This is a genomic window from Mediterraneibacter sp. 210702-DFI.5.30 (assembly GCF_020560115.1).
GTDB lineage: Bacteria > Bacillota > Clostridia > Lachnospirales > Lachnospiraceae > Mediterraneibacter > Mediterraneibacter faecis.
In genome coordinates, this window is the sequence record NZ_JAJCME010000001.1 from 232,200 (window position 1) to 249,672 (window position 17,473).

Here is a 17,473-nt window from a genome sequence, read left to right on the forward strand (position 1 = left end):
AAGGGAAACCCATAAAAGTTTCCCTTCTTGACATAAAATTTTTTGAATTTAGAATCCATTGTTTATTTGTTCTGTTGCTGCAGGCATAGGAGGACTGGATTTTACATAGATTAATAGTTTCCCATGCAGATCCAAATCCTGTTTACTCCATTGCCCATTCTCATAAACCTTTTGGGTAATTGTATTGTAGATAATTGGCGTATCCTCTATACGTTCCATATCAACGACAAGGCAATCCTGAAGGGCAATATATGGATATAGAGCATCTTCAATATATGTCCTTAATTTTAATGCCTGCCTGTGCAGTAGTTCCACATCATACAGTTTTGATAAGGTATAGCTCATTTCTTTGAGCATCCCGGATGTTGTAATTGCCTGTTGGATAACAGAAATCTGCTCTTCCAGAGATACATCTGGATTTATCATAAGCTTTGATAATGTAATTTCTTTTACAAAAGCTGTCGCTGTATCACCAATTTGCTTTTTTAGGGTTTCATAAGGAACCCGATACTGTGTCTGTAAAATTTCAAGTGGAACGTATTCCCGGTTTTTCTTTAAAGTTGAAAGCAATTCACAAAGCCTGCTTCCCAATTCATATATGTTATTCAAGCACACATCACTTCCGATACGGTCTCTGGTGTATGAATCAAATGGTAAATGGTATTTTCTGTTTCGAAAACGATACTGTCATTTGATACTTCCAAAATCGTTAGGATAGGAGATGTCAGAATAGAGAAACCATTGACCCCAGAAATAATAGCACGTTCCCCAACCCGTAGCGGAGAATGAAACCATCCTGAGAGTGTCGTTATTTGTTTATCTTTCACATGGTGCTTTCGATTTGTCATAGTGTTCACACTCCTTTTGTAGCGTCATAGAAAATCTGTTTTTCATGGCTCATTTTTATGTAACCGAGTAACTCAAACGAAAATATCCTTTCGATACAGGTATATATTCGTCTGGGTGTTCATATAGGGTGGCACGGATACGTTCCTGATAATGCGGATTCTTTTTTGCTTTTGGGTGTTCCTTTAATAAAGCGTACAGGTCTTTTAAAGCCCCTCTTCCTCCAATACTCTCCATTGTCATCCGGATTAGATGATGCCAAGTCAGTGCAAGAATATCTGTATTTTGTACAGAAAACACACCTTCTTGCCGGATGCTGAAGGGGATAATGAAAGAATCCGTTTTTTTCAGTAACAGAGCATATTCTGTCACAATGGGAATGAAAGGCTTTTTGTACGTCCGATTGTCGGAAACACAATTAAACTGGCCCTTTACCAGAAAGGATTCAAAGTCACCCATCCGCATTAAATCATTCTGCATACTATAGAACTTACCATGGAGCCGCATATCGCCTACCAGTATGGCAAGCCTGCCACCTTTCCGAAGTGCCAGGAAAAATTTCCGGATACAGTGATTTAGTTTTTCTAAAAAATCCGAATAGTTTTCACAGCGGGATAGGTCGTCCGGGTGAGGGTTTCCCCAGATATTTCCGGAATACTGGATCATATTATGGTAAGGTGGATGGAAAAAGATGAGATCAGCGGAATTCTCCACTTCATCTTTTAGGGCATTCCAGTTACCTTTTCCATAAGCAGGTGCCGGATTTAGATCATAGAGCAGGGAACGTACCTGATAACGGTCAGCCGCCGCCTTTGAAGTCCCAGAGCCACTCATAGGATCTAAGAGGGTAAAGGTGCTGGTATCTTTTCCGTAATACCGCTTATCGTCCAGGCAATAGCGTAGAAGTGCTGCAACCACTTCGGGGGAGCAGTTACCACGCCACTGGCTGTTACCGCCTTCTCCCCGTTCTGGGTATGCCATGAAAGAAGTCAGTTCCTTTCCTACACGTTTTCGCAATCCTTCCGTTCCAAGCATGTCAGCGACAGTACGCCATTGGGGACCAAATTCAGCTTCTAATAATTGTGCTGCCCGATGCAGCATTAAGTCATTCATTTTATATCACCGTCCTTTCATAATTTTGTTGGATGTAGCGGGAAATCGCCGCCGCAGTCATTTTGGCACAGCCTAAATCCATTTCGCTGAAAGGCTGTTGATTTTTTGCACATAGTAAAAGTCCCAGCGTTTCACCAAATTCGTCTTTTTTAGAAATAGGGAAAAAGGCTGATAAAGGATATTTTCCTGTCATAGTAGGGTATATGCGTTCCTTTTCAGAGAATAATTTCATCTTTCCCTGTTGAAGAAGCCTTTGAATACTTTCTGTTACAGGCATATTAAGTGCTGTATGATAATTCTTGGAAGCAATGATTTTGGAATGATTACATAACAGGATCCGGCAAGGGACATTACTATGTAAAATATCCAGAAAACTGTCTAACCGGATATCCATAGGGATATGGGAGTTGCATTTACGAAGACAGATGTTGCGTGTGTCAGCTTCCAACATCAATACATCGCCTGTATGAAGCTGTAGGGCTTTTCTTACTTTGGCAGGAATAATGATCCGCCCTTGTTGGTCAATATTTAGTGTTGTAGCATAATCCATAGAGATCTCCTTTCCTTTATAAAAAGAAGCAGTCTTTTCGACTGCTTCTTTGTTGAAATTCTTTAAGCGACATACATACCATTCAGATATTGCTCTTGTGGCTGTCCCTGCATATAGGAAGTCATTTCATCTGGCTGTGGCTGTATATTTTGTGCCATTCTTGTTTCCTGTTGCTTTTTAAGCTGTTGTTTGCCGTTTTGAATCAGGAAGGATGCAACGTAGTTTTCCCAATTTACGATATAGGAATCAGCACGTTTTAACAGCATATAAAAATCCATATCTGTCAATTGTATAAAAGCACTTTTTTCAGAGATAAAACTTTGAGCCTGCATATAAGTGCCGCCGTTATGATTCTTTTTCTTGATACCTTTTCCGTTATTAATTTGAATTCTCCATGGGCTGGTCAGTATTTCCTGCTGGTTGTTATATACGTGGCGGGAAATAAAAAACTGTTGTGCAGTAGAATAGCCATTGCCATCCGGTACACCAAATATTTTGCTTTGCGACCATTCAAATTCAGGAAAACCAGCGGTAACTCTGGACAGCAGAAATTGAATTTGTTCGGGTGCCAGATGAAAACGGGTGATAATATTTTTATCACCGGTACCACTAGAGTAATCCTGTATGGAGATTCCAATAAGGGAGTGAACTTTATGACCATTTTCTTCAAATTCTCCTTTTGCATGAAGCTGTGCATAGCTGTTATAACTTGTGTAGCGGAGGCGGTCATACAGTGCAATTAATTTTTTACTGGTCTGTACTTTGCATATCTGATCTGTAATTGAGTTTTGATAATTTTCACTCATGTATGTTTTCCTTCTTTCTATTTCAAATATTGTTTTACAAGCTGTGTCATATTTTTGGGCAAATCTTCTAATTTGGTAATATCTAAAAAACCATCCTGATAGATTCTGCGGATGTTTTCTTTGTCATCACCAATTGCTGCAGCAAAGATCACAATGCCACGTTTACGATATTCATTCTTGATACCACGAAGATCTGCTTCTGCTTCCGTACCACTGTACCCACAATCTGCGGGCTGTCCGTCAGAGATTATGATGAGGAGTTTTTGTGATTCCGGACGCTTTGCCAGGTGTTCCGCAACATAACGAAGTGCAGCTCCATCCCGGTTGCCATTACGGGCAGACATATCCATCAGCCGGTAACGGTCAGAGGCATCCAGAGAATCAAATTCAGCATAGGAATACAAAGCAACACCCTTAGAATCTGTAGAATGCCCATAAATGGTAATAGGAATTCCCAGGCTCATACAGAAATCATACAGCACGATTGCAGTTTTCCGGGCATGGGTAATACGATCTCCCCAGCCCATAGAACCACTTTCATCAACCAAAAGTCCCACGGAAAGTTTTTGTTCTTCATCCGGAAGCCTGGTTCTAGTAAAGATACCGCCGTCCTTTCGGTGTAAAGCCCGCATATCCAGCCTTTTACCAAATAACAGGTTTTTTTGTTTCCCGCCTTCTGCCTCTTCTTTTAATAAAGGAAGAATGGAACTTTGCAGCCTTTTGGAGGTCCGCAAAAGAGGGGAAGCAACTGTTTGATAAGATTTGATAAAAAAGTCGGAAACTGGATTGATGCGGTGGATTGTTACATGGATGCCTGCATGGGCATTTCCGTAATGTATTTCATCCGCCGATTTTTGCAAGTCTTCTGTTAATTCCTGTTCATAATCATTTTGGGCTTTTTCCGTAGCAACATCATTTAGGATGCGTGCAAGATCATTCGCTGCATTTTCATAACCGGAACCGGCATACTGTGATGCGTATGTGATTCCTGGATTATTTCCATCTAATACTGCTGTAGTTTTAGCAAGTTCAATTCTTCCTCCTTCTTCCTGCAGTACCTTTTCTGCCTGGTTGATTGCATCTTGCCTGTAATTTGGATCAAGACCAGATAAGTCACAGGTTATAGGAGTTTTTGATTTTACTGTAGGACCTGGAATGTTTTTAGGGATTCCTCCGTTTTTACCAGTTGGAAGAGGAGATCCGCTACCTGATTCTTTCCGCAGCAGATCCTCCAGAGCATCGCCAACTTGGGTACTATCCTGCTTTTTTAAAGACTCTCTGGTTAACTCTACCATAGGCTGAATATAGTTCCAGCAAAGTACTAAAAGATAGTTGGAAGCACGTAAGCGTTCTTTCCCCTGTGTGGCAATTAAAGCATCGTCAATATAATCCATGCAGTCTGAAAGGGTGTCTGTGTATTCTCCAGAATAATTCGTGCGGTTATTTATATTACCAGTCCGGCAATAAGACAAAATTAAATTGCTCATAATGGAAAACGGCTGATAGCCACAGTCAATTTGTTCCTGTATAGAAGGAATCAATTCAGACATCCGCAGATTATTGATCTGTATTCCCTGCTTAAAAGTTCCGGGATATTCTTCACACATCCGGGCTTCAATGTAGATGTCCTCCAGTATATTATTAAACTGTGCAGCACAGCGGGATAGCGTCAGACACGTTGCGTTATCTTTTTCTTCCATGGCATCTAAGATGTCCTGCAGATTTGCCTTGTATCCAGAAGGCAGATTGTCTGGTGCTTCTGGATAGAAGGAACCATTTTCCATATTGGTCAGATAAAGCTGTAGTGATGCAAAATCAGAGTAACGCAGATGTCCGATTTCATGTCCAGTTAGACCAGTCAGGCTTTGTGACCGCAGAAATCGGGAAGGAAAGCTTTGGGTTATCGAGTTTGCGGCGTTACAGTGAATTCTATAATTATCTGTATAAGCGATGTCTGCATTTTCAGAACTGTCCCATTCCATAAGCACCTGAAGTCCATAGCGAGAACGGCCAGTAGCCGCTTTCGCCAGAGATGTTTGGTATTTTTGGAAAGCCGATGAAAGAAAGAGTTCTTCATCAGTGATTTTTGACTCCGTATCCCGGATCATTCTTTTTAAAGCTTTTTGAGTGTTATTCAATTTTTTCACCTTTCTTTCTTTTTCATATTTTGGGTTAGGAGATCTTCCATTGTACAGCCGTAATACTGGGCTAACCGAAAGACGGCGTAAGCAGATGGAAGCGTATGCCCATTTTCATAGTTCATAATTGTTTTTTCCGGTAGATGCAGAAGTCTTGCTACGGCTTTCTGAGAGAGTTTCGTCTGCTTGGATTTTCTTAAATAAACGAGATTTTCTGCCAGAGTTTTGCGTAGTTCGGCTTCGGTATAAAAGGTGTTCCTCAATAGTGTGTTATGATGCAAGAACTGTATCCAAGCAAGAACCTTCAATTTCGATACGGCTTTCAGAATCGGCAGTGACGGAAGATAAAATGGTATAATGAGCAGCTTCCTGTATATCGCCACATACCATAAAAGACTGAACCCAGGCAATTAATTCCCGGACTCCACAGCAGCCATCTGTTATCAGGTTATCCTGACAATACTGTGCGATGGAACGTACAATCTGTGTCATGGTACGTACTGATTTTTTATCGGAACATCCGGTAATAGCAAGAACACGCTCTACCATGGTCTCTTCATCCGGTTCATCCATATCTATGACCATATTCATCCTTGAAATGACAGACTGGTTCATGGGACGACAGCCGGCATAGTCATGATTAGTTGTGACTACAATGGTAGTATCCGGATGCCGATGGATGACTTCCCCGTTTGGCAGAAATACGCTGTTACAACGGTCCAATAGGGAATTAAGTCCTACCAGTACACCAGGATTGGCAATCACCGTAGGCTCCTGTATTTCTACCAGATAGCCGTTTCGGATGGCTTCAACCAGTGGTGTATCCACATAGCGGAACTGTTGGCTGCTGGAGGTAGCAGCTTGTTTCTGCTTCATTTCCTCAGATATATGATGGATCAATTCTTCATAAACTGTATTTTCTGATACCTTTTCATCATAAGTACCCGTTAATTTTTCATAGGCAGTAGCCGGATCGAGGGTAATGTCTTGAAAAGAGGGCAGTTCCCCTACCAAAGAAAGCTGTTTTTCATCTACATCAGGTAAAATCTGTCCAAGAAGGTCAAAAATTTCTGTATTTGCCGAGCAGGTGATGCATCGGTAAGGCAGGTGAAGTCCTGCAGCAATGGCTTTGGCACCTTCGGTCTTTCCCGTTCCAGCAGGCCCACGGAGCATAAAATTCCTCATAGGCTGCTTGCTGTCAGTTGTTAATTTGGCATGTTCGCATATTCTTTGGATTTCTTTTGGGATTACATACCAATCTTCGAGAATAGGAACGGTTGATTCTTCTTGGGGAGTTAATGTCCGAGAATTGGACAGGATGTATTTATCGACAAAATCTTCTTTGGGAATTGAAACGGCGGAAGCAGTATAGTGATGTCCACCTTTTAATACCTGAAAGGTACCCTGGATAATTTCCGTTGGTGCATAAACACCTTTTTGGATATTCAGTGGTGTAAGTCTTTGGAGCACGCCATTTGCAGGAGTGTCAACTTTGATGTTCCCGATAGGAAGGGAATCACCATAACGGATCCTGCGGTACACGTTATCACAAAGAACCGCAGCCGTTTCTGCAGCTTTGGGCAGGTCAGGAAAACCGTCATCACGGTGTTGCTTTAATTCCTGATATTTTTCATTGAATTCGTCATCTGAAAGGAAAGTAGGCATTAAAGCAAAATAAAGAGCACTTCCGGAATCTTCATCTTTTTTAAACTGATATGGCTCTGGTTTACTGTCCAGATCCAAAGGTTTTTCATACTTTCCGGCTATAAATTTCCCAGTCATACGGTTGTAGACCACTACATGCAGCAACCCGGTACGGCTTGGATATTCTGCGATTGTAAAATTGTTTGCCTGGCTTCCAATGGCTCCGAGTTCTTCCTCTGCTTTTCCAGCAGGTGGATTTTCCAAATTCATATAAGAAAAAACTGCCTGCAAAGTAGCAGAATGGAGAGTAGCCCGTTTTTTAGGCTGATTACAGTATTTGGAAGCGATGTCTTTCATCACTGCACTTTTCCCGGAATAGCTGTCAAATGGAGATGGTAGCGTTCTTTCAAAAGTCCAGTTAGGGACAAAGTTTGTATTTGGCATAGTATTTCCTCCTTTATTCTTTTATCCAGGATAATTCTAGTGCCTGGTCCTTTTCTTTTGCGGTCAATTCATCTTTTTGGAAGATGGAAATGAGAATATCCCAATAGTTTCGTGGCGGGAAATAATCAAAACAATCCTTGATTTCCGCTGTATCACCATTTTGGATGTAAATTTGCCCGTTTTCATTAATATAGAGTTTATGGTGTCCTTTCGCATGGAGCTGTCCGATAAGGTTCTCCAGTTTTTTCTTGCCAATTAAGGAATACCAGGATTCCGGATCAGCAAAAGGAACATCGTCCTCATCGGTAACTGTGACAGTCTTTTTGAGGCTGGCAATGGTCAGCATTTGAAGTTCCAGATATCCGTATTGGTTCATACGTGCTTCCGCAAAGTTGTAGTCCTCCGTATGAAAGGTTCTCAGACGTATGGGATTTCCGCAAAGAAGCTGCTTCATGGATGGCGGCTTCTGGAATTCCCATGTTGCATTTGGAAATGCAGCCTGTAGTTTGTCGGTAATCTGATAGCTGATTTGTCTCCAAAGCAATTCTTCTGTTTCGGAAACTGGCTCAGATGATTTCAAAGAAGACCAAGGGCTTGTTTTGCCCTGGTTCTTGAGTAGGTTTAGAGTCAGTTTATAGATTTTAGGAAGAAGTGTGGAAAGAAATAGCAGCAGGATGCCAAGGATTCCGATACTTGCGACTGCATTACGATTTCCATTTCCTGGTATGAATATAGTTGCAATTAACAAAATTATTGTGAGCATACTTAGAACTTTAAGAAATTTCTTTTGTGTATTCACTTCATTTCCTCCATGTTTGTTTCAATAGAAAAAGGAATTGCAGCAGACCAGTAGATACTGGAAAGTCGCAATTCCTTCATTTTAGGGATCTTTGATAATTTACGGGAATGGAAGCTGCTGTGGTGGTGTATTTTCCGGAATATTGGTAAATCCATCACCAGATACATTGCCAGCCGTAAATCCCTGTGGTGCATAAGCCGATCCCCCTGCCGGAGCATAAGACATCTGTTGTGCGGCCTGTGGTATCATATTGTTATTGACTGGCATTGCGCCAGTAGGCACGGTACCGGAAGGATTCATTCCCGGGTTTCCATTATAAGTAGCACCGTTTGCTGGTACTGGTGGAACATTCGGATTTCCGACCATTGGATTCCCCGGTACAGGTGTTGCTGCATTGGTATCATTACGATTCGCAGGTAAGAACTGCCAGTCCTTTACCATAATTTGCGGCGTGATAGCTGCTTGACCTGCATTATTGCCTTTCTGGTGAATATACGGATGGAGTTCTAAATCTCCGTAGACCATGAGACACGTTGATTTTTTGACACCGGCTTTTATCAGTCGATCTGCAAGAAACTTGTTGCAGTAACACTGATAGAAGATGGGTTCTTCCTTTCCGTTTTGACCTCTCTGGTTGGTAGCAAGCCCCAGACTGATGTATTCAGTTCCGGAGTTCTTTGCTTGTTGCATAACCGGATCGGCAGTTACCCTTCCTGTTACAATGATAATAGATGACATAAAAATTCTCCTTTCTGCCCTTTGGGCGATAAAATAGTGATAAATAAAAAAAAGTGCCATTATAGCACCGTATAAAACGGCATTATAATGACACGATTTTCCAACTTAAACTGCATGTGTACTGGAGATAGTATCCAGACACCCTATAAAGGGATAACACAAAACTTAAATACAATATCATAGTAACACAAGATATAGCGAAGGTCAATAATGAAAATACAGTATGTTGTGTTGTGCTGAAAGAAAATACATGAGGGGGACTCCACGAAAATTTGTGTATCTCCCCTGCTTCTTTTATGCGTCTTTTTTATTAGGACAGTTTTTGGTGTCTGTTTTCGGCTTCATAGACCAGAATAGGACATTCATGAGAATTACAATCAGTAATACGGCAGCTAAAGCCACCCAGAATCCCATGTTCAGACCAAGCCATTCCGTAGTTCCAAAAAGTGTCATCCAAAGTTCTTTCCAGTTCATTGTTGCACCTCCTTAAAGCAATTCGCCAAAATGACGGACATAAGCCTTTTTCAAGCTTGTTGCCAAAACCATATACAATAAGATACACGGAAGCAGATATGCCAAGTATGCTGCTGGCAGTGCCACAAACCCAAGAAGTTTTCCAAATATTGTAAATGGTATGACGGTTAGAATCGTAATCCCTGTCATTGTAAGGAATGTCACAGGAGCAGATGCCCGGCTCTGGATAAATGGGAGCTTCGGTGTACGGATCATGTGGATCACTAATGTCTGGCTCCACATAGATTCTACAAACCAGCCAGCCTGGAACATTCCGATATACTGTGTCTGCATCGCCGTCAGCTCTGTTCCGCTAAAATGAGCCGGCAGGTCATTGAACAGGATACCCTTGGATACAAAGAATGGGCAGAATACAAAGTACATGAAAATGTATGTGGTAAAATCAAAGATGGAGCTGGTTGGTCCGATCCAGATCATAAAACTGCCTACACTGGAGGCATCCCATTTTCGTGGTTTGGCAATAAACTCTTCATCTACATTGTCCCATGGGATTGCCGTACAGGACAGGTCGTAGATCAGGTTCAGGAAAATCAAATGTACACTTTCCATTGGCAGGAATGGCAGAAGAGCAGAAGCAGCCAGCACAGAAAACATATTTCCAAAATTGGAGGAAGCCGTCATTTTGATGTATTTGATCATGTTGGCATAGGTTTTCCGACCTTCAATGATGCCCTGCTCCAAAACCATCAGATCTTTTTCTAAAAGAATGATGTCTGCCGATTCTTTAGCCACGTCTACCGCTGTATCTACGGAGATGCCGATGTCCGCAGATTTCATGGCAGCAGCATCATTGATTCCATCACCCATAAATCCAACGGTATGACCATTCTCACGAAGAACAGAAACAATACGGGCTTTCTGCTCCGGTGTCAGTTTCGCAAATACATCGGTGGTTTCTGCCGCCCTGGCAAGTTCCGCATCATTCATGTGTTCCAGATCAGAACCCAAGAGCATATTGCGAACCTTCAGCCCGACCTGTTTACAGATGGTTCGGGTTACTTTTTCATTGTCACCTGTGAGGATTTTGGTAAGGACCCCATGGTTTTTCAATGCCTGGATAGCATCGGCAGTAGACTCTTTTGGTGGATCTAAAAATGCCAGATAACCAATCAGCACCATATCGCATTCATCTTTAACACCAAAAGCTCCTACTGGAGAGGGGTTGCTCTTTTGGGCGATAGCCAAAACACGAAAGCCTTTTTCATTTAATCCATCTACAGTTTTCAAAATCCGGCTGCGCACTTCATCACGCAGAGGTTGTACATGCCCGTCACATTCTGCAAAGCTACAGATCGAAAGCATTTCTTCCACAGCACCTTTTGTTACCATCTGTGTCTTTCCGTTTTTATCCTGTACCACAGTGGATAAACGGCGGCGTTTAAAGTCAAAGGGAATCTCATCCACCTTGACGTAGGTTTCGGACAGGTCAATCAGACGTTTATCTGCCGCCTCCATCTCCTCTGTTTTATGGATAATAGCCAGATCCATGAGATTTTTATATCCTGTCTAAAAATAACTGTTCAGATAGGCATGGCGAAGGACTCTGGTATCATCTTCTCCATTTACATTGAGATGATATTCCAATACCACCTTATCCTGTGTCAGTGTCCCCGTCTTGTCTGTGCAGAGGATATCCATAGCACCAAAATTCTGAATGGAATTGAGGTTTTTTACAATCGTTTGTTTTTTACTCATGGAAACAGCGCCTTTTGCAAGACAGGTGGTTACAATCATCGGAAGCATTTCCGGTGTGAGTCCCACTGCAATGGAAATCCCAAATAGGAAAGCCTCCAGCCAATCCCCCTTTGTAATGCCATTCACAAAGAATACCAGCGGAACCATCACCAGCATAAAACGGATCAGTACCCATGACACAGCATTGACACCTTTTGTAAAACTGGTTTCCACAGCTTCTCCGGCAACAGCAGCGGCCATAGAGCCAAACAGCGTATGATCACCGACACAGATAACGACAGCCGTTGCACTTCCGGAGATTACATTACTGCCCATAAATGCAATATTGGTATAATCCGTCACACTGTCCTTATGTGGGCTTACATGAGGGAGCTTTTCAACCGGTTCACTTTCTCCGGTAAGGCTTGCCTGGCTGACAAATAGATCTTTTGCATCCAGGATACGGACATCTGCCGGAATCATGTCCCCAGCAGACAAATGGACAATATCACCTACCACCAGGTCATCCATGGGTATCTCTGTTTTTTCCTGTCCTATGCGGGTGACGGTACAGGTGGTTGTGATCATTGCAAGCAGCTTTTCCGCCGCATTTCCGCTGCGGGATTCCTGCACAAAGCGAAGGGTACCGGAAATAAATACCATAGTTAAAATGATAACGACTGTCAAAAAATCAAAGTCCTCTGGTACGCTTCCAAAGAGTGAAAAATACGGGAAAATCATATCCGTAATCGTGGAAACAAAAGCAAGGCAAAATAAAATAGCAGTAAAAGGGTTGATAAATGCACCCGCCACACGTTTTGCCAGGGATTTCTTTTTTTCGTGGGTGACTTTGTTCGTACCGTATTTGGAACGGTTTACGGATACGGTATCTGCTTCTAACCCCCTAAGTGTGGTATGAAAGATTTTTAAAACCTCTTTTACCGGGTTGGTTGCTGCAGATTGGATGCGACGGTTCTGTTCGTCACGGATGACTGCCTTTTCTACGGTCTGGCGAACAGCCATACGATTTTCTTTTTTGTTCATTGGTCTTACCTCCTTGAATTTTTGTAGGGGCAAGGAAGATTCTATGAGGGACACGGAATCTGTGGACACTCATACAATATTCTCTGCCTTCGTGGACTGCCTTCAGAGTCCATGTCTTTCACCTCACAATCTTTAAAAGCTATCTATGTAAAACCGCAATGGGAATTACGGTCTGCGGTATCGGTTGCTTTTTTCGATATACCAGACATCTAAGCCGGCAAGTATCATCCATGCAATCATCGCATATACAAACCAGTGGCTTGAAAATAAGGGCAAAAATCCTTTTACCAGAAAGATGACACCGTTTAAGGTAATGATTCCTCCGATATTGCGGCAAAGAGGGATAATTCGGAGTTTATCCTTCTCTTTTTGCGGCATATTTTTCCATAGGGAAAGATGAAGGTAGCCTTTTCCAAAGGCAAACCAAAGACCGGCAAGGGTAAATAGGATTCCAAAAAAAATGCAGGTAAAGTCCATTGTCTGATCCTCCTTTTAGTGATAGAAGCGGTTGCTTCGTTTTGTTAGTTTCAAAAGTTTGGTGATAAGTACAATCATGGTGGTAGCAAGAATAACCCAGACCACAGCACTTACCTGATACCAAAACTGAAAGATAATCATTCTATATCCAGAGAAATGCCAGCCCAGATAGCTGCATAGGATTGTAAATATGGGGTAGGGAGCAAAAAGGATTGCTCCTTTCAAATCTTTTCGTTTTCGCTTCAATTGCAACACCTCCCAATTGGTATGAATCATTACCGTATTTGTGGATACGTTTCTTTGACCACGAAAAGTATATAAAAAACAGCAGGGGAATCCTATGGCTAAAGTCTTGCGATTTTCTTGCGATTTGGCAAGAAAATAGACGGGCTGGAACCTAAAATGGTCTCAGTCCGCCTTTTTCATAACTCATCATTAAACTTGTAACCAATCCCCCAGATTGTTAAAATGTATGTGGGAGAATCCGGGGCAGGTTCAATCTTTTTTCGCAGTTTCCGGATAAAAGCCATGATGTTACTGTTATCCAGAAGATAATCCTCCTCCCATACTGCACGGTAAATCTGTTCTTTTGTAAATACTTCTCCACGATTCTTAGCCAGAAAATACAAAATATCGAATTCCTTTGGTGTCAGGCTGATTTCAGAACCTTTCATCAGGACTTTCCGGCTCCTTGGATGAATTTCCAGATCACCGATCAGAAGTTCATCCGAGTGTACACCAATGGCCACCTCTTTATCTTCTAAGGCTCCTAATAACAGCGAGGATACTTCTCCGCTTATCATGTCCTGAATACCGGAAAGAAGCTCTTTTGTATAAGCACTTTCCGGCGGTTCCCTTAATAATTTTTCCAAGAGCCAGATTTCAAGGGCATGATCCATGGGAATATAACTGATATTCTTTTTCATCATGAACGCCTCCTTTAAATCAACTCTTGATATTTGTTCTTATAAAAATATTTGGTTACGGAACTTAGCAGCATATAGAAAAATGCCACAAGCAGCAAAAAGGCAAAATACCAAAGCGGTAATTTTGTCAGTCCAAACAGTGATGCCCCGCTGGTAAACGTAAGGGCTGTAAAAGCAAGAATCCCCACCAAAGTGATAGAGATGACCGGTGCAGATGCCCTGCTTTGGAGAAACGGGATTTTGGCAGTACGAAGGAAATGCAGGATCAAAACCTGTGTCCACATGGACTCCAAAAACCAGCCTGTCTGGAATAAAGCAGCGTACTGAAGTTTTAGGGAAGGATCGGTAAGCTGCAGGTAAGTTGCCCCTCCGCACAGTGCAGGACATAGGAAATAATACAAAAACAGGAAAGTCACAATATCAAACAGGGAACTGATTGGTCCGAAAGAGAGCATAAACTGTTTCAGTGTCTTGCCGGACCAGTCTCTTGGGGACAGTATTTCTTCCTCATCTACATTGTCCCAGGGAAGTACGATACACAGCGTATCATATAACAGATTCAGAAGCAGGATCTGGATGGAGGTCATAGGAAGAAACGGTAAAAATGCACTGGCACAAATGATGGAAAAAATATTTCCAAAGTTGGAACTTGCAGTGATTTTAATATACTTCAGCATATTGGTAAAAGTCTTTCGCCCTTCCAGGACACCCTGCTCCAATACATTTAAGTCTTTTTGCAGCAGTACAACATCAGCAGCATCTTTGGCAGCGTCCACTGCTGTATCTACAGAAATTCCCACATTTGCCTCATTTAGTGCAGGGATGTCGTTGACTCCATCTCCAAGAAATCCAACGGTATGACCATTCTCTTTGAGTGCAGAAACCAGACGCACTTTCTGACCGGGAGTAAGCTCTGCAAAAACATGGGTTTCTTCTACCACCTTTTTCAGTTCACAGTCTGTCATTTCATCCAGTTGGGTGCCGGTCAGAATATGTTCCGCAGAGATTCCAACCCGGCGGCAGACGGAGAGTGCAATGGCTGCCTGGTCTCCGGTCAGGATCTTCGGGATTACTTTTAATCTCTTCAGTGCTGTTACGGATTCGCTTGCCGTCTGTTTTGGGGCATCAAAGAAAGACAGATAACCAACCAAAGTCATATCCTTTTCATCGTCAGGTGTGATTTCCTTTCGTGTTCCCACATTTTTCCGAGCCACAGCAATAACCTTCATCCCATCCTGCAGCATTTCCCCTACCACAGAAAATACGCTTTGTCTGGCATCTTTCTCCATAGGAAGTCGTGTTCCACGATATTCTACATGACTGCATCGGGAAAGGATGTGTGCAATATCCCCTTTCATAATCAGATGGCTGTTTCCGGTACTGTCCTGCACAAGGGTACTGACAAACTTACGAGTATAGTCAAAGGGAATTTCATCTTTCTTCTGATATTCTGTTAGAAGCTTGGCATAATGGATTTCCCTGCCTGGCATGGATTTACAGGCAAGAATGGCATTGTCAATGGGATTACGGACGCCGGAATGATAGGAACTGTTCAAATAAGCCAGATCCAGGACCTCTGTATTTTCATTGCCCAGAATATCCATATAATATTCCAGCAGGATACTTTCATTGGTCAGTGTTCCTGTTTTATCCATACAAAGCACATCCATGCTTCCAAAGCTCTGCATGGCGTTCAGATCTTTGATGATGGTCTGTTTTTTACCCATAGCAAGGCTTCCTTTTGCAAGGCAGGCAGTGATGACCATGGGGAGCATTTCCGGCATCAGCCCTACCGCTACAGACAGTGCGAATGCAAAGGATTCCAGCCACTTTCCACCTGTGATTCCCAATATAAGAAATACAATGGGAACCAAAACTGCCATAAACCGGATCATGACCCAGGCAATGGAATTGGCTCCTTTTTGAAAAGAATTTTTATCTTCGGAATCCGGTTTGGTAAATCCTCCGTACAGCGTATCCGTTCCTACAGCTAACACAATGCCTTCCCCTTTTCCGCTGATAACTGTGGTTGCCATAAACGCAAGATTTTCCAATTGTGTTATGGGTTCCTGTTCTTTGTAACAAAGTGTACGGCAGCTTTTTTCCAAAATGGCGCTTTCTCCAGTGATAGCGGCCTGGGAAATGAATAGATCGGTTACTTTTGTCAGCCGGATGTCCGCTGGAACACGATCACCAGCAGAAAACAGAACCAGATCGCCTACCACTAATTCTTCACCAGGGATTTCCCGTAGTTCCCCATTCCGTCTTACGGTAACCTTTTCGTGAATCAAACGGTCAAGCTGTGCGGCTGTGCTTTTCGCCCGCAGCTCCTGAATTAAACGGATGACACCGCTGATTACAATCATGGAAAAAATGATAAGGGCAGTAGTAGCATTCCGTGTAAAATTAGAAGCCATAAAAACATCCGTAACAAGAGAAACAATACCTAAAATAAATAGAATCACATGAAATGGATTAATAAACGCTCGCCGCAATCGCTGGATGGTGGTATCTGTTTTACGTTCCTGAAAACTGTTTTTACCATATCTTTCCCGCATTGTATCCACTTGTTCTTTGGATAGTCCAAGGGCAGATGTACCAAGATCCCGGCAGATTTCTGGCGGCTTACAGTAAGCGTATTTTTTGATACGGCTGTCAAATAGTGTTGCTTTCGACAAAAATAGGTTCCTCCTTTCTCAGTATGAGTAAGAACATTTTAACATAGAGTTGTGAAAATAACAGATTTATATTCTTGCTTTTTTCTTGCGATTCGTTGGAGAGATTTATTCTAAACGCTACGACCTTTTCAGAATCGGTAAAATGTGGTAGAATGAGGAAAAATTATTAGGAGGATGCATTATGGCAAGACGAAAAAAACTGGAAAACACATCTTTGGAAGAGCAACTGGAGTATGTGGAACAGGAGATTCGTACAAAAGAGTCCGATTTAAAGGAACTGCGTCATAAAGCAAAAGAGCTTCAAAAAAAGATAGAAGAGAAGCAGAAGGATGAAATATTTAGTGCATTGCTTGCTTCCGGAAAAACTGTTGAAGAAGTAATGATGTATTTAAAATCCGGTAATGAAAAAAAGGCTGAATAAGGTAAAGGAGAAATGCCGTTATGGGTGGTGAACCTGTAGCGGTATTTTTAATATGCTATGGGAAATTGTTAGATGTAATAAATTTGATTGAATTCTTACCGAAATGAGAGTGTGATTGCTAAAAGCTTTTTAGAGAAAATTATTTGTTAGTAGTAAATCTAAAGTTGTTTGGATATAAAATTAATGAATTTTAGATATAGTCCAACTAGGGAAGAAAAAAGTTAATTTAGGCAATAATGATAGCGGAAAATATTTTGAATGATTTATATTATGAGTGTCGAAGATATCTTAGATGAATTTATTAAGGAGGTAATACAATGAAAGAGCAGGAAATTAGAACAGAACTTTTGGAAGAAGAAGTTAATGTTTATCTTGGCGGATGTGGCGATGTAAGAATAGGATGTCTAATTGATTGCATTGGTGGTGGAGCGTTGTTAACTACCGATGTGTAAGGAAGGAGAAGATTATGGATATTAAAAATGTAACAAGTGAGTCAAAAGAAGAACTGTCTGTAGAAGAAGTTAATGTATATGGTTGGTATGAGAAATGTGATTTACAGAAAGTACATTGTATGACAGATTGTTTCGGAAATGGTTCGTTCCTCTCAACCAATAGCTAATAAGGTAAATAGATAGTTGTTT

At 41.8% G+C, this 17,473-nt stretch carries 18 protein-coding genes and 1 pseudogene; 3 read left to right on the forward strand and 16 right to left on the reverse strand.

Annotated elements, in window-relative coordinates; genetic code table 11:
• Positions 1-48: 48 nt before the first annotated feature.
• From LI126_RS01120 to mgtA (LI126_RS01195), 16 genes and pseudogenes are all read right to left on the reverse strand, one after another.
• Positions 49-570 (reverse strand): hypothetical protein, encoded by a 522-nt coding sequence (locus tag LI126_RS01120; protein ID WP_227164654.1) that lies wholly within the window; start codon positions 568-570, stop codon positions 49-51.
• Positions 571-605: 35 nt separating this feature from the next.
• Complete coding sequence (locus tag LI126_RS01125; RefSeq protein WP_005340311.1) at positions 606-848, reverse strand: hypothetical protein; 243 nt, start codon at positions 846-848, stop codon at positions 606-608.
• 55 nt (positions 849-903) lie between these two features.
• Positions 904-1,959: an SAM-dependent methyltransferase gene (locus tag LI126_RS01130; RefSeq protein WP_227164655.1), complete on the reverse strand. Its 1,056-nt coding sequence runs from the start codon at positions 1,957-1,959 to the stop codon at positions 904-906.
• A 1-nt stretch (position 1,960) separates the two neighbouring features.
• Positions 1,961-2,509, reverse strand: coding sequence for an AbrB/MazE/SpoVT family DNA-binding domain-containing protein (locus LI126_RS01135; protein ID WP_005340313.1), 549 nt, complete (start codon positions 2,507-2,509; stop codon positions 1,961-1,963).
• 62 nt (positions 2,510-2,571) lie between these two features.
• Positions 2,572-3,315 (reverse strand): hypothetical protein, encoded by a 744-nt coding sequence (locus LI126_RS01140; RefSeq protein ID WP_227164656.1) that lies wholly within the window; start codon positions 3,313-3,315, stop codon positions 2,572-2,574.
• Positions 3,316-3,332: 17 nt separating this feature from the next.
• Positions 3,333-5,462 carry a vWA domain-containing protein gene (locus LI126_RS01145; RefSeq protein WP_118562983.1) on the reverse strand — a complete coding sequence of 710 codons (2,130 nt, stop codon included), beginning with the start codon at positions 5,460-5,462 and terminating at the stop codon, positions 3,333-3,335.
• Positions 5,459-5,836, reverse strand: coding sequence for a helix-turn-helix domain-containing protein (locus LI126_RS01150; protein WP_225084396.1), 378 nt, complete (start codon positions 5,834-5,836; stop codon positions 5,459-5,461). Before LI126_RS01150 ends, LI126_RS01145 begins: the two co-directional genes overlap by 4 nt.
• Positions 5,724-7,541 (reverse strand): AAA family ATPase, encoded by a 1,818-nt coding sequence (locus LI126_RS01155; RefSeq protein ID WP_118064354.1) that lies wholly within the window; start codon positions 7,539-7,541, stop codon positions 5,724-5,726. Before LI126_RS01155 ends, LI126_RS01150 begins: the two co-directional genes overlap by 113 nt.
• 13 nt (positions 7,542-7,554) lie before the next feature.
• Complete coding sequence (locus tag LI126_RS01160) at positions 7,555-8,340, reverse strand: hypothetical protein (RefSeq protein ID WP_055151549.1); 786 nt, start codon at positions 8,338-8,340, stop codon at positions 7,555-7,557.
• Positions 8,341-8,439: 99 nt separating this feature from the next.
• Complete coding sequence (locus tag LI126_RS01165; protein ID WP_227164657.1) at positions 8,440-9,078, reverse strand: single-stranded DNA-binding protein; 639 nt, start codon at positions 9,076-9,078, stop codon at positions 8,440-8,442.
• A gap of 294 nt (positions 9,079-9,372) precedes the next feature.
• Positions 9,373-9,552, reverse strand: coding sequence for a hypothetical protein (locus LI126_RS01170; protein ID WP_101871666.1), 180 nt, complete (start codon positions 9,550-9,552; stop codon positions 9,373-9,375).
• Positions 9,553-9,564: 12 nt separating this feature from the next.
• A pseudogene (gene mgtA, locus LI126_RS01175) lies at positions 9,565-12,330 on the reverse strand (magnesium-translocating P-type ATPase).
• A 165-nt stretch (positions 12,331-12,495) separates the two neighbouring features.
• Positions 12,496-12,807 (reverse strand): DUF3784 domain-containing protein, encoded by a 312-nt coding sequence (locus LI126_RS01180; protein WP_227164658.1) that lies wholly within the window; start codon positions 12,805-12,807, stop codon positions 12,496-12,498.
• Positions 12,808-12,822: 15 nt separating this feature from the next.
• A complete protein-coding gene (locus LI126_RS01185; protein WP_227164722.1) occupies positions 12,823-13,062 on the reverse strand; it encodes a conjugal transfer protein in 240 nt (79 codons plus the stop codon).
• Between the two features lie 167 nt (positions 13,063-13,229).
• Positions 13,230-13,733, reverse strand: a complete 504-nt coding sequence (locus tag LI126_RS01190; protein WP_227164723.1) for a winged helix-turn-helix domain-containing protein — start codon at positions 13,731-13,733, stop codon at positions 13,230-13,232.
• Between the two features lie 14 nt (positions 13,734-13,747).
• Positions 13,748-16,411 carry a magnesium-translocating P-type ATPase gene (mgtA, locus tag LI126_RS01195; protein WP_227164659.1) on the reverse strand — a complete coding sequence of 888 codons (2,664 nt, stop codon included), beginning with the start codon at positions 16,409-16,411 and terminating at the stop codon, positions 13,748-13,750.
• Between the two features lie 181 nt (positions 16,412-16,592).
• Here mgtA (LI126_RS01195) and LI126_RS01200 point away from each other — a divergent pair, with 181 nt between their 5' ends.
• The 3 genes from LI126_RS01200 (at position 16,593) to LI126_RS01205 (ending at position 17,451) form a co-directional block, all read left to right on the forward strand.
• Positions 16,593-16,832, forward strand: a complete 240-nt coding sequence (locus LI126_RS01200) for a flagellar export protein FliJ (RefSeq protein WP_227164660.1) — start codon at positions 16,593-16,595, stop codon at positions 16,830-16,832.
• A gap of 317 nt (positions 16,833-17,149) precedes the next feature.
• On the forward strand, positions 17,150-17,284 hold the full coding sequence (locus LI126_RS15685) for a hypothetical protein (protein ID WP_255651110.1): 135 nt from the start codon (positions 17,150-17,152) through the stop codon (positions 17,282-17,284).
• Positions 17,285-17,298: 14 nt separating this feature from the next.
• Positions 17,299-17,451: a hypothetical protein gene (locus tag LI126_RS01205; RefSeq protein ID WP_181985298.1), complete on the forward strand. Its 153-nt coding sequence runs from the start codon at positions 17,299-17,301 to the stop codon at positions 17,449-17,451.
• Positions 17,452-17,473: the final 22 nt, after the last annotated feature.

Excerpts from the sequence above, each read along its gene's own strand:
- LI126_RS01170 (WP_101871666.1), bottom strand. The coding sequence starts at position 9,552 with ATGAACTGGAAAGAACTTTGGATGACACTTTTTGGAACTACGGAATGG.
- LI126_RS01155 (WP_118064354.1), bottom strand. The coding sequence starts at position 7,541 with ATGCCAAATACAAACTTTGTCCCTAACTGGACTTTTGAAAGAACGCTA.
- LI126_RS01140 (WP_227164656.1), bottom strand. The coding sequence starts at position 3,315 with ATGAGTGAAAATTATCAAAACTCAATTACAGATCAGATATGCAAAGTA.
- LI126_RS01200 (WP_227164660.1), top strand. The coding sequence starts at position 16,593 with ATGGCAAGACGAAAAAAACTGGAAAACACATCTTTGGAAGAGCAACTG.
- LI126_RS01190 (WP_227164723.1), bottom strand. The coding sequence starts at position 13,733 with ATGAAAAAGAATATCAGTTATATTCCCATGGATCATGCCCTTGAAATC.
- LI126_RS01180 (WP_227164658.1), bottom strand. The coding sequence starts at position 12,807 with ATGGACTTTACCTGCATTTTTTTTGGAATCCTATTTACCCTTGCCGGT.
- LI126_RS01130 (WP_227164655.1), bottom strand. The coding sequence starts at position 1,959 with ATGAATGACTTAATGCTGCATCGGGCAGCACAATTATTAGAAGCTGAA.
- LI126_RS01125 (WP_005340311.1), bottom strand. The coding sequence starts at position 848 with ATGACAAATCGAAAGCACCATGTGAAAGATAAACAAATAACGACACTC.
- LI126_RS01205 (WP_181985298.1), top strand. The coding sequence starts at position 17,299 with ATGGATATTAAAAATGTAACAAGTGAGTCAAAAGAAGAACTGTCTGTA.
- LI126_RS01165 (WP_227164657.1), bottom strand. The coding sequence starts at position 9,078 with ATGTCATCTATTATCATTGTAACAGGAAGGGTAACTGCCGATCCGGTT.
- LI126_RS01135 (WP_005340313.1), bottom strand. The coding sequence starts at position 2,509 with ATGGATTATGCTACAACACTAAATATTGACCAACAAGGGCGGATCATT.
- LI126_RS15685 (WP_255651110.1), top strand. The coding sequence starts at position 17,150 with ATGAAAGAGCAGGAAATTAGAACAGAACTTTTGGAAGAAGAAGTTAAT.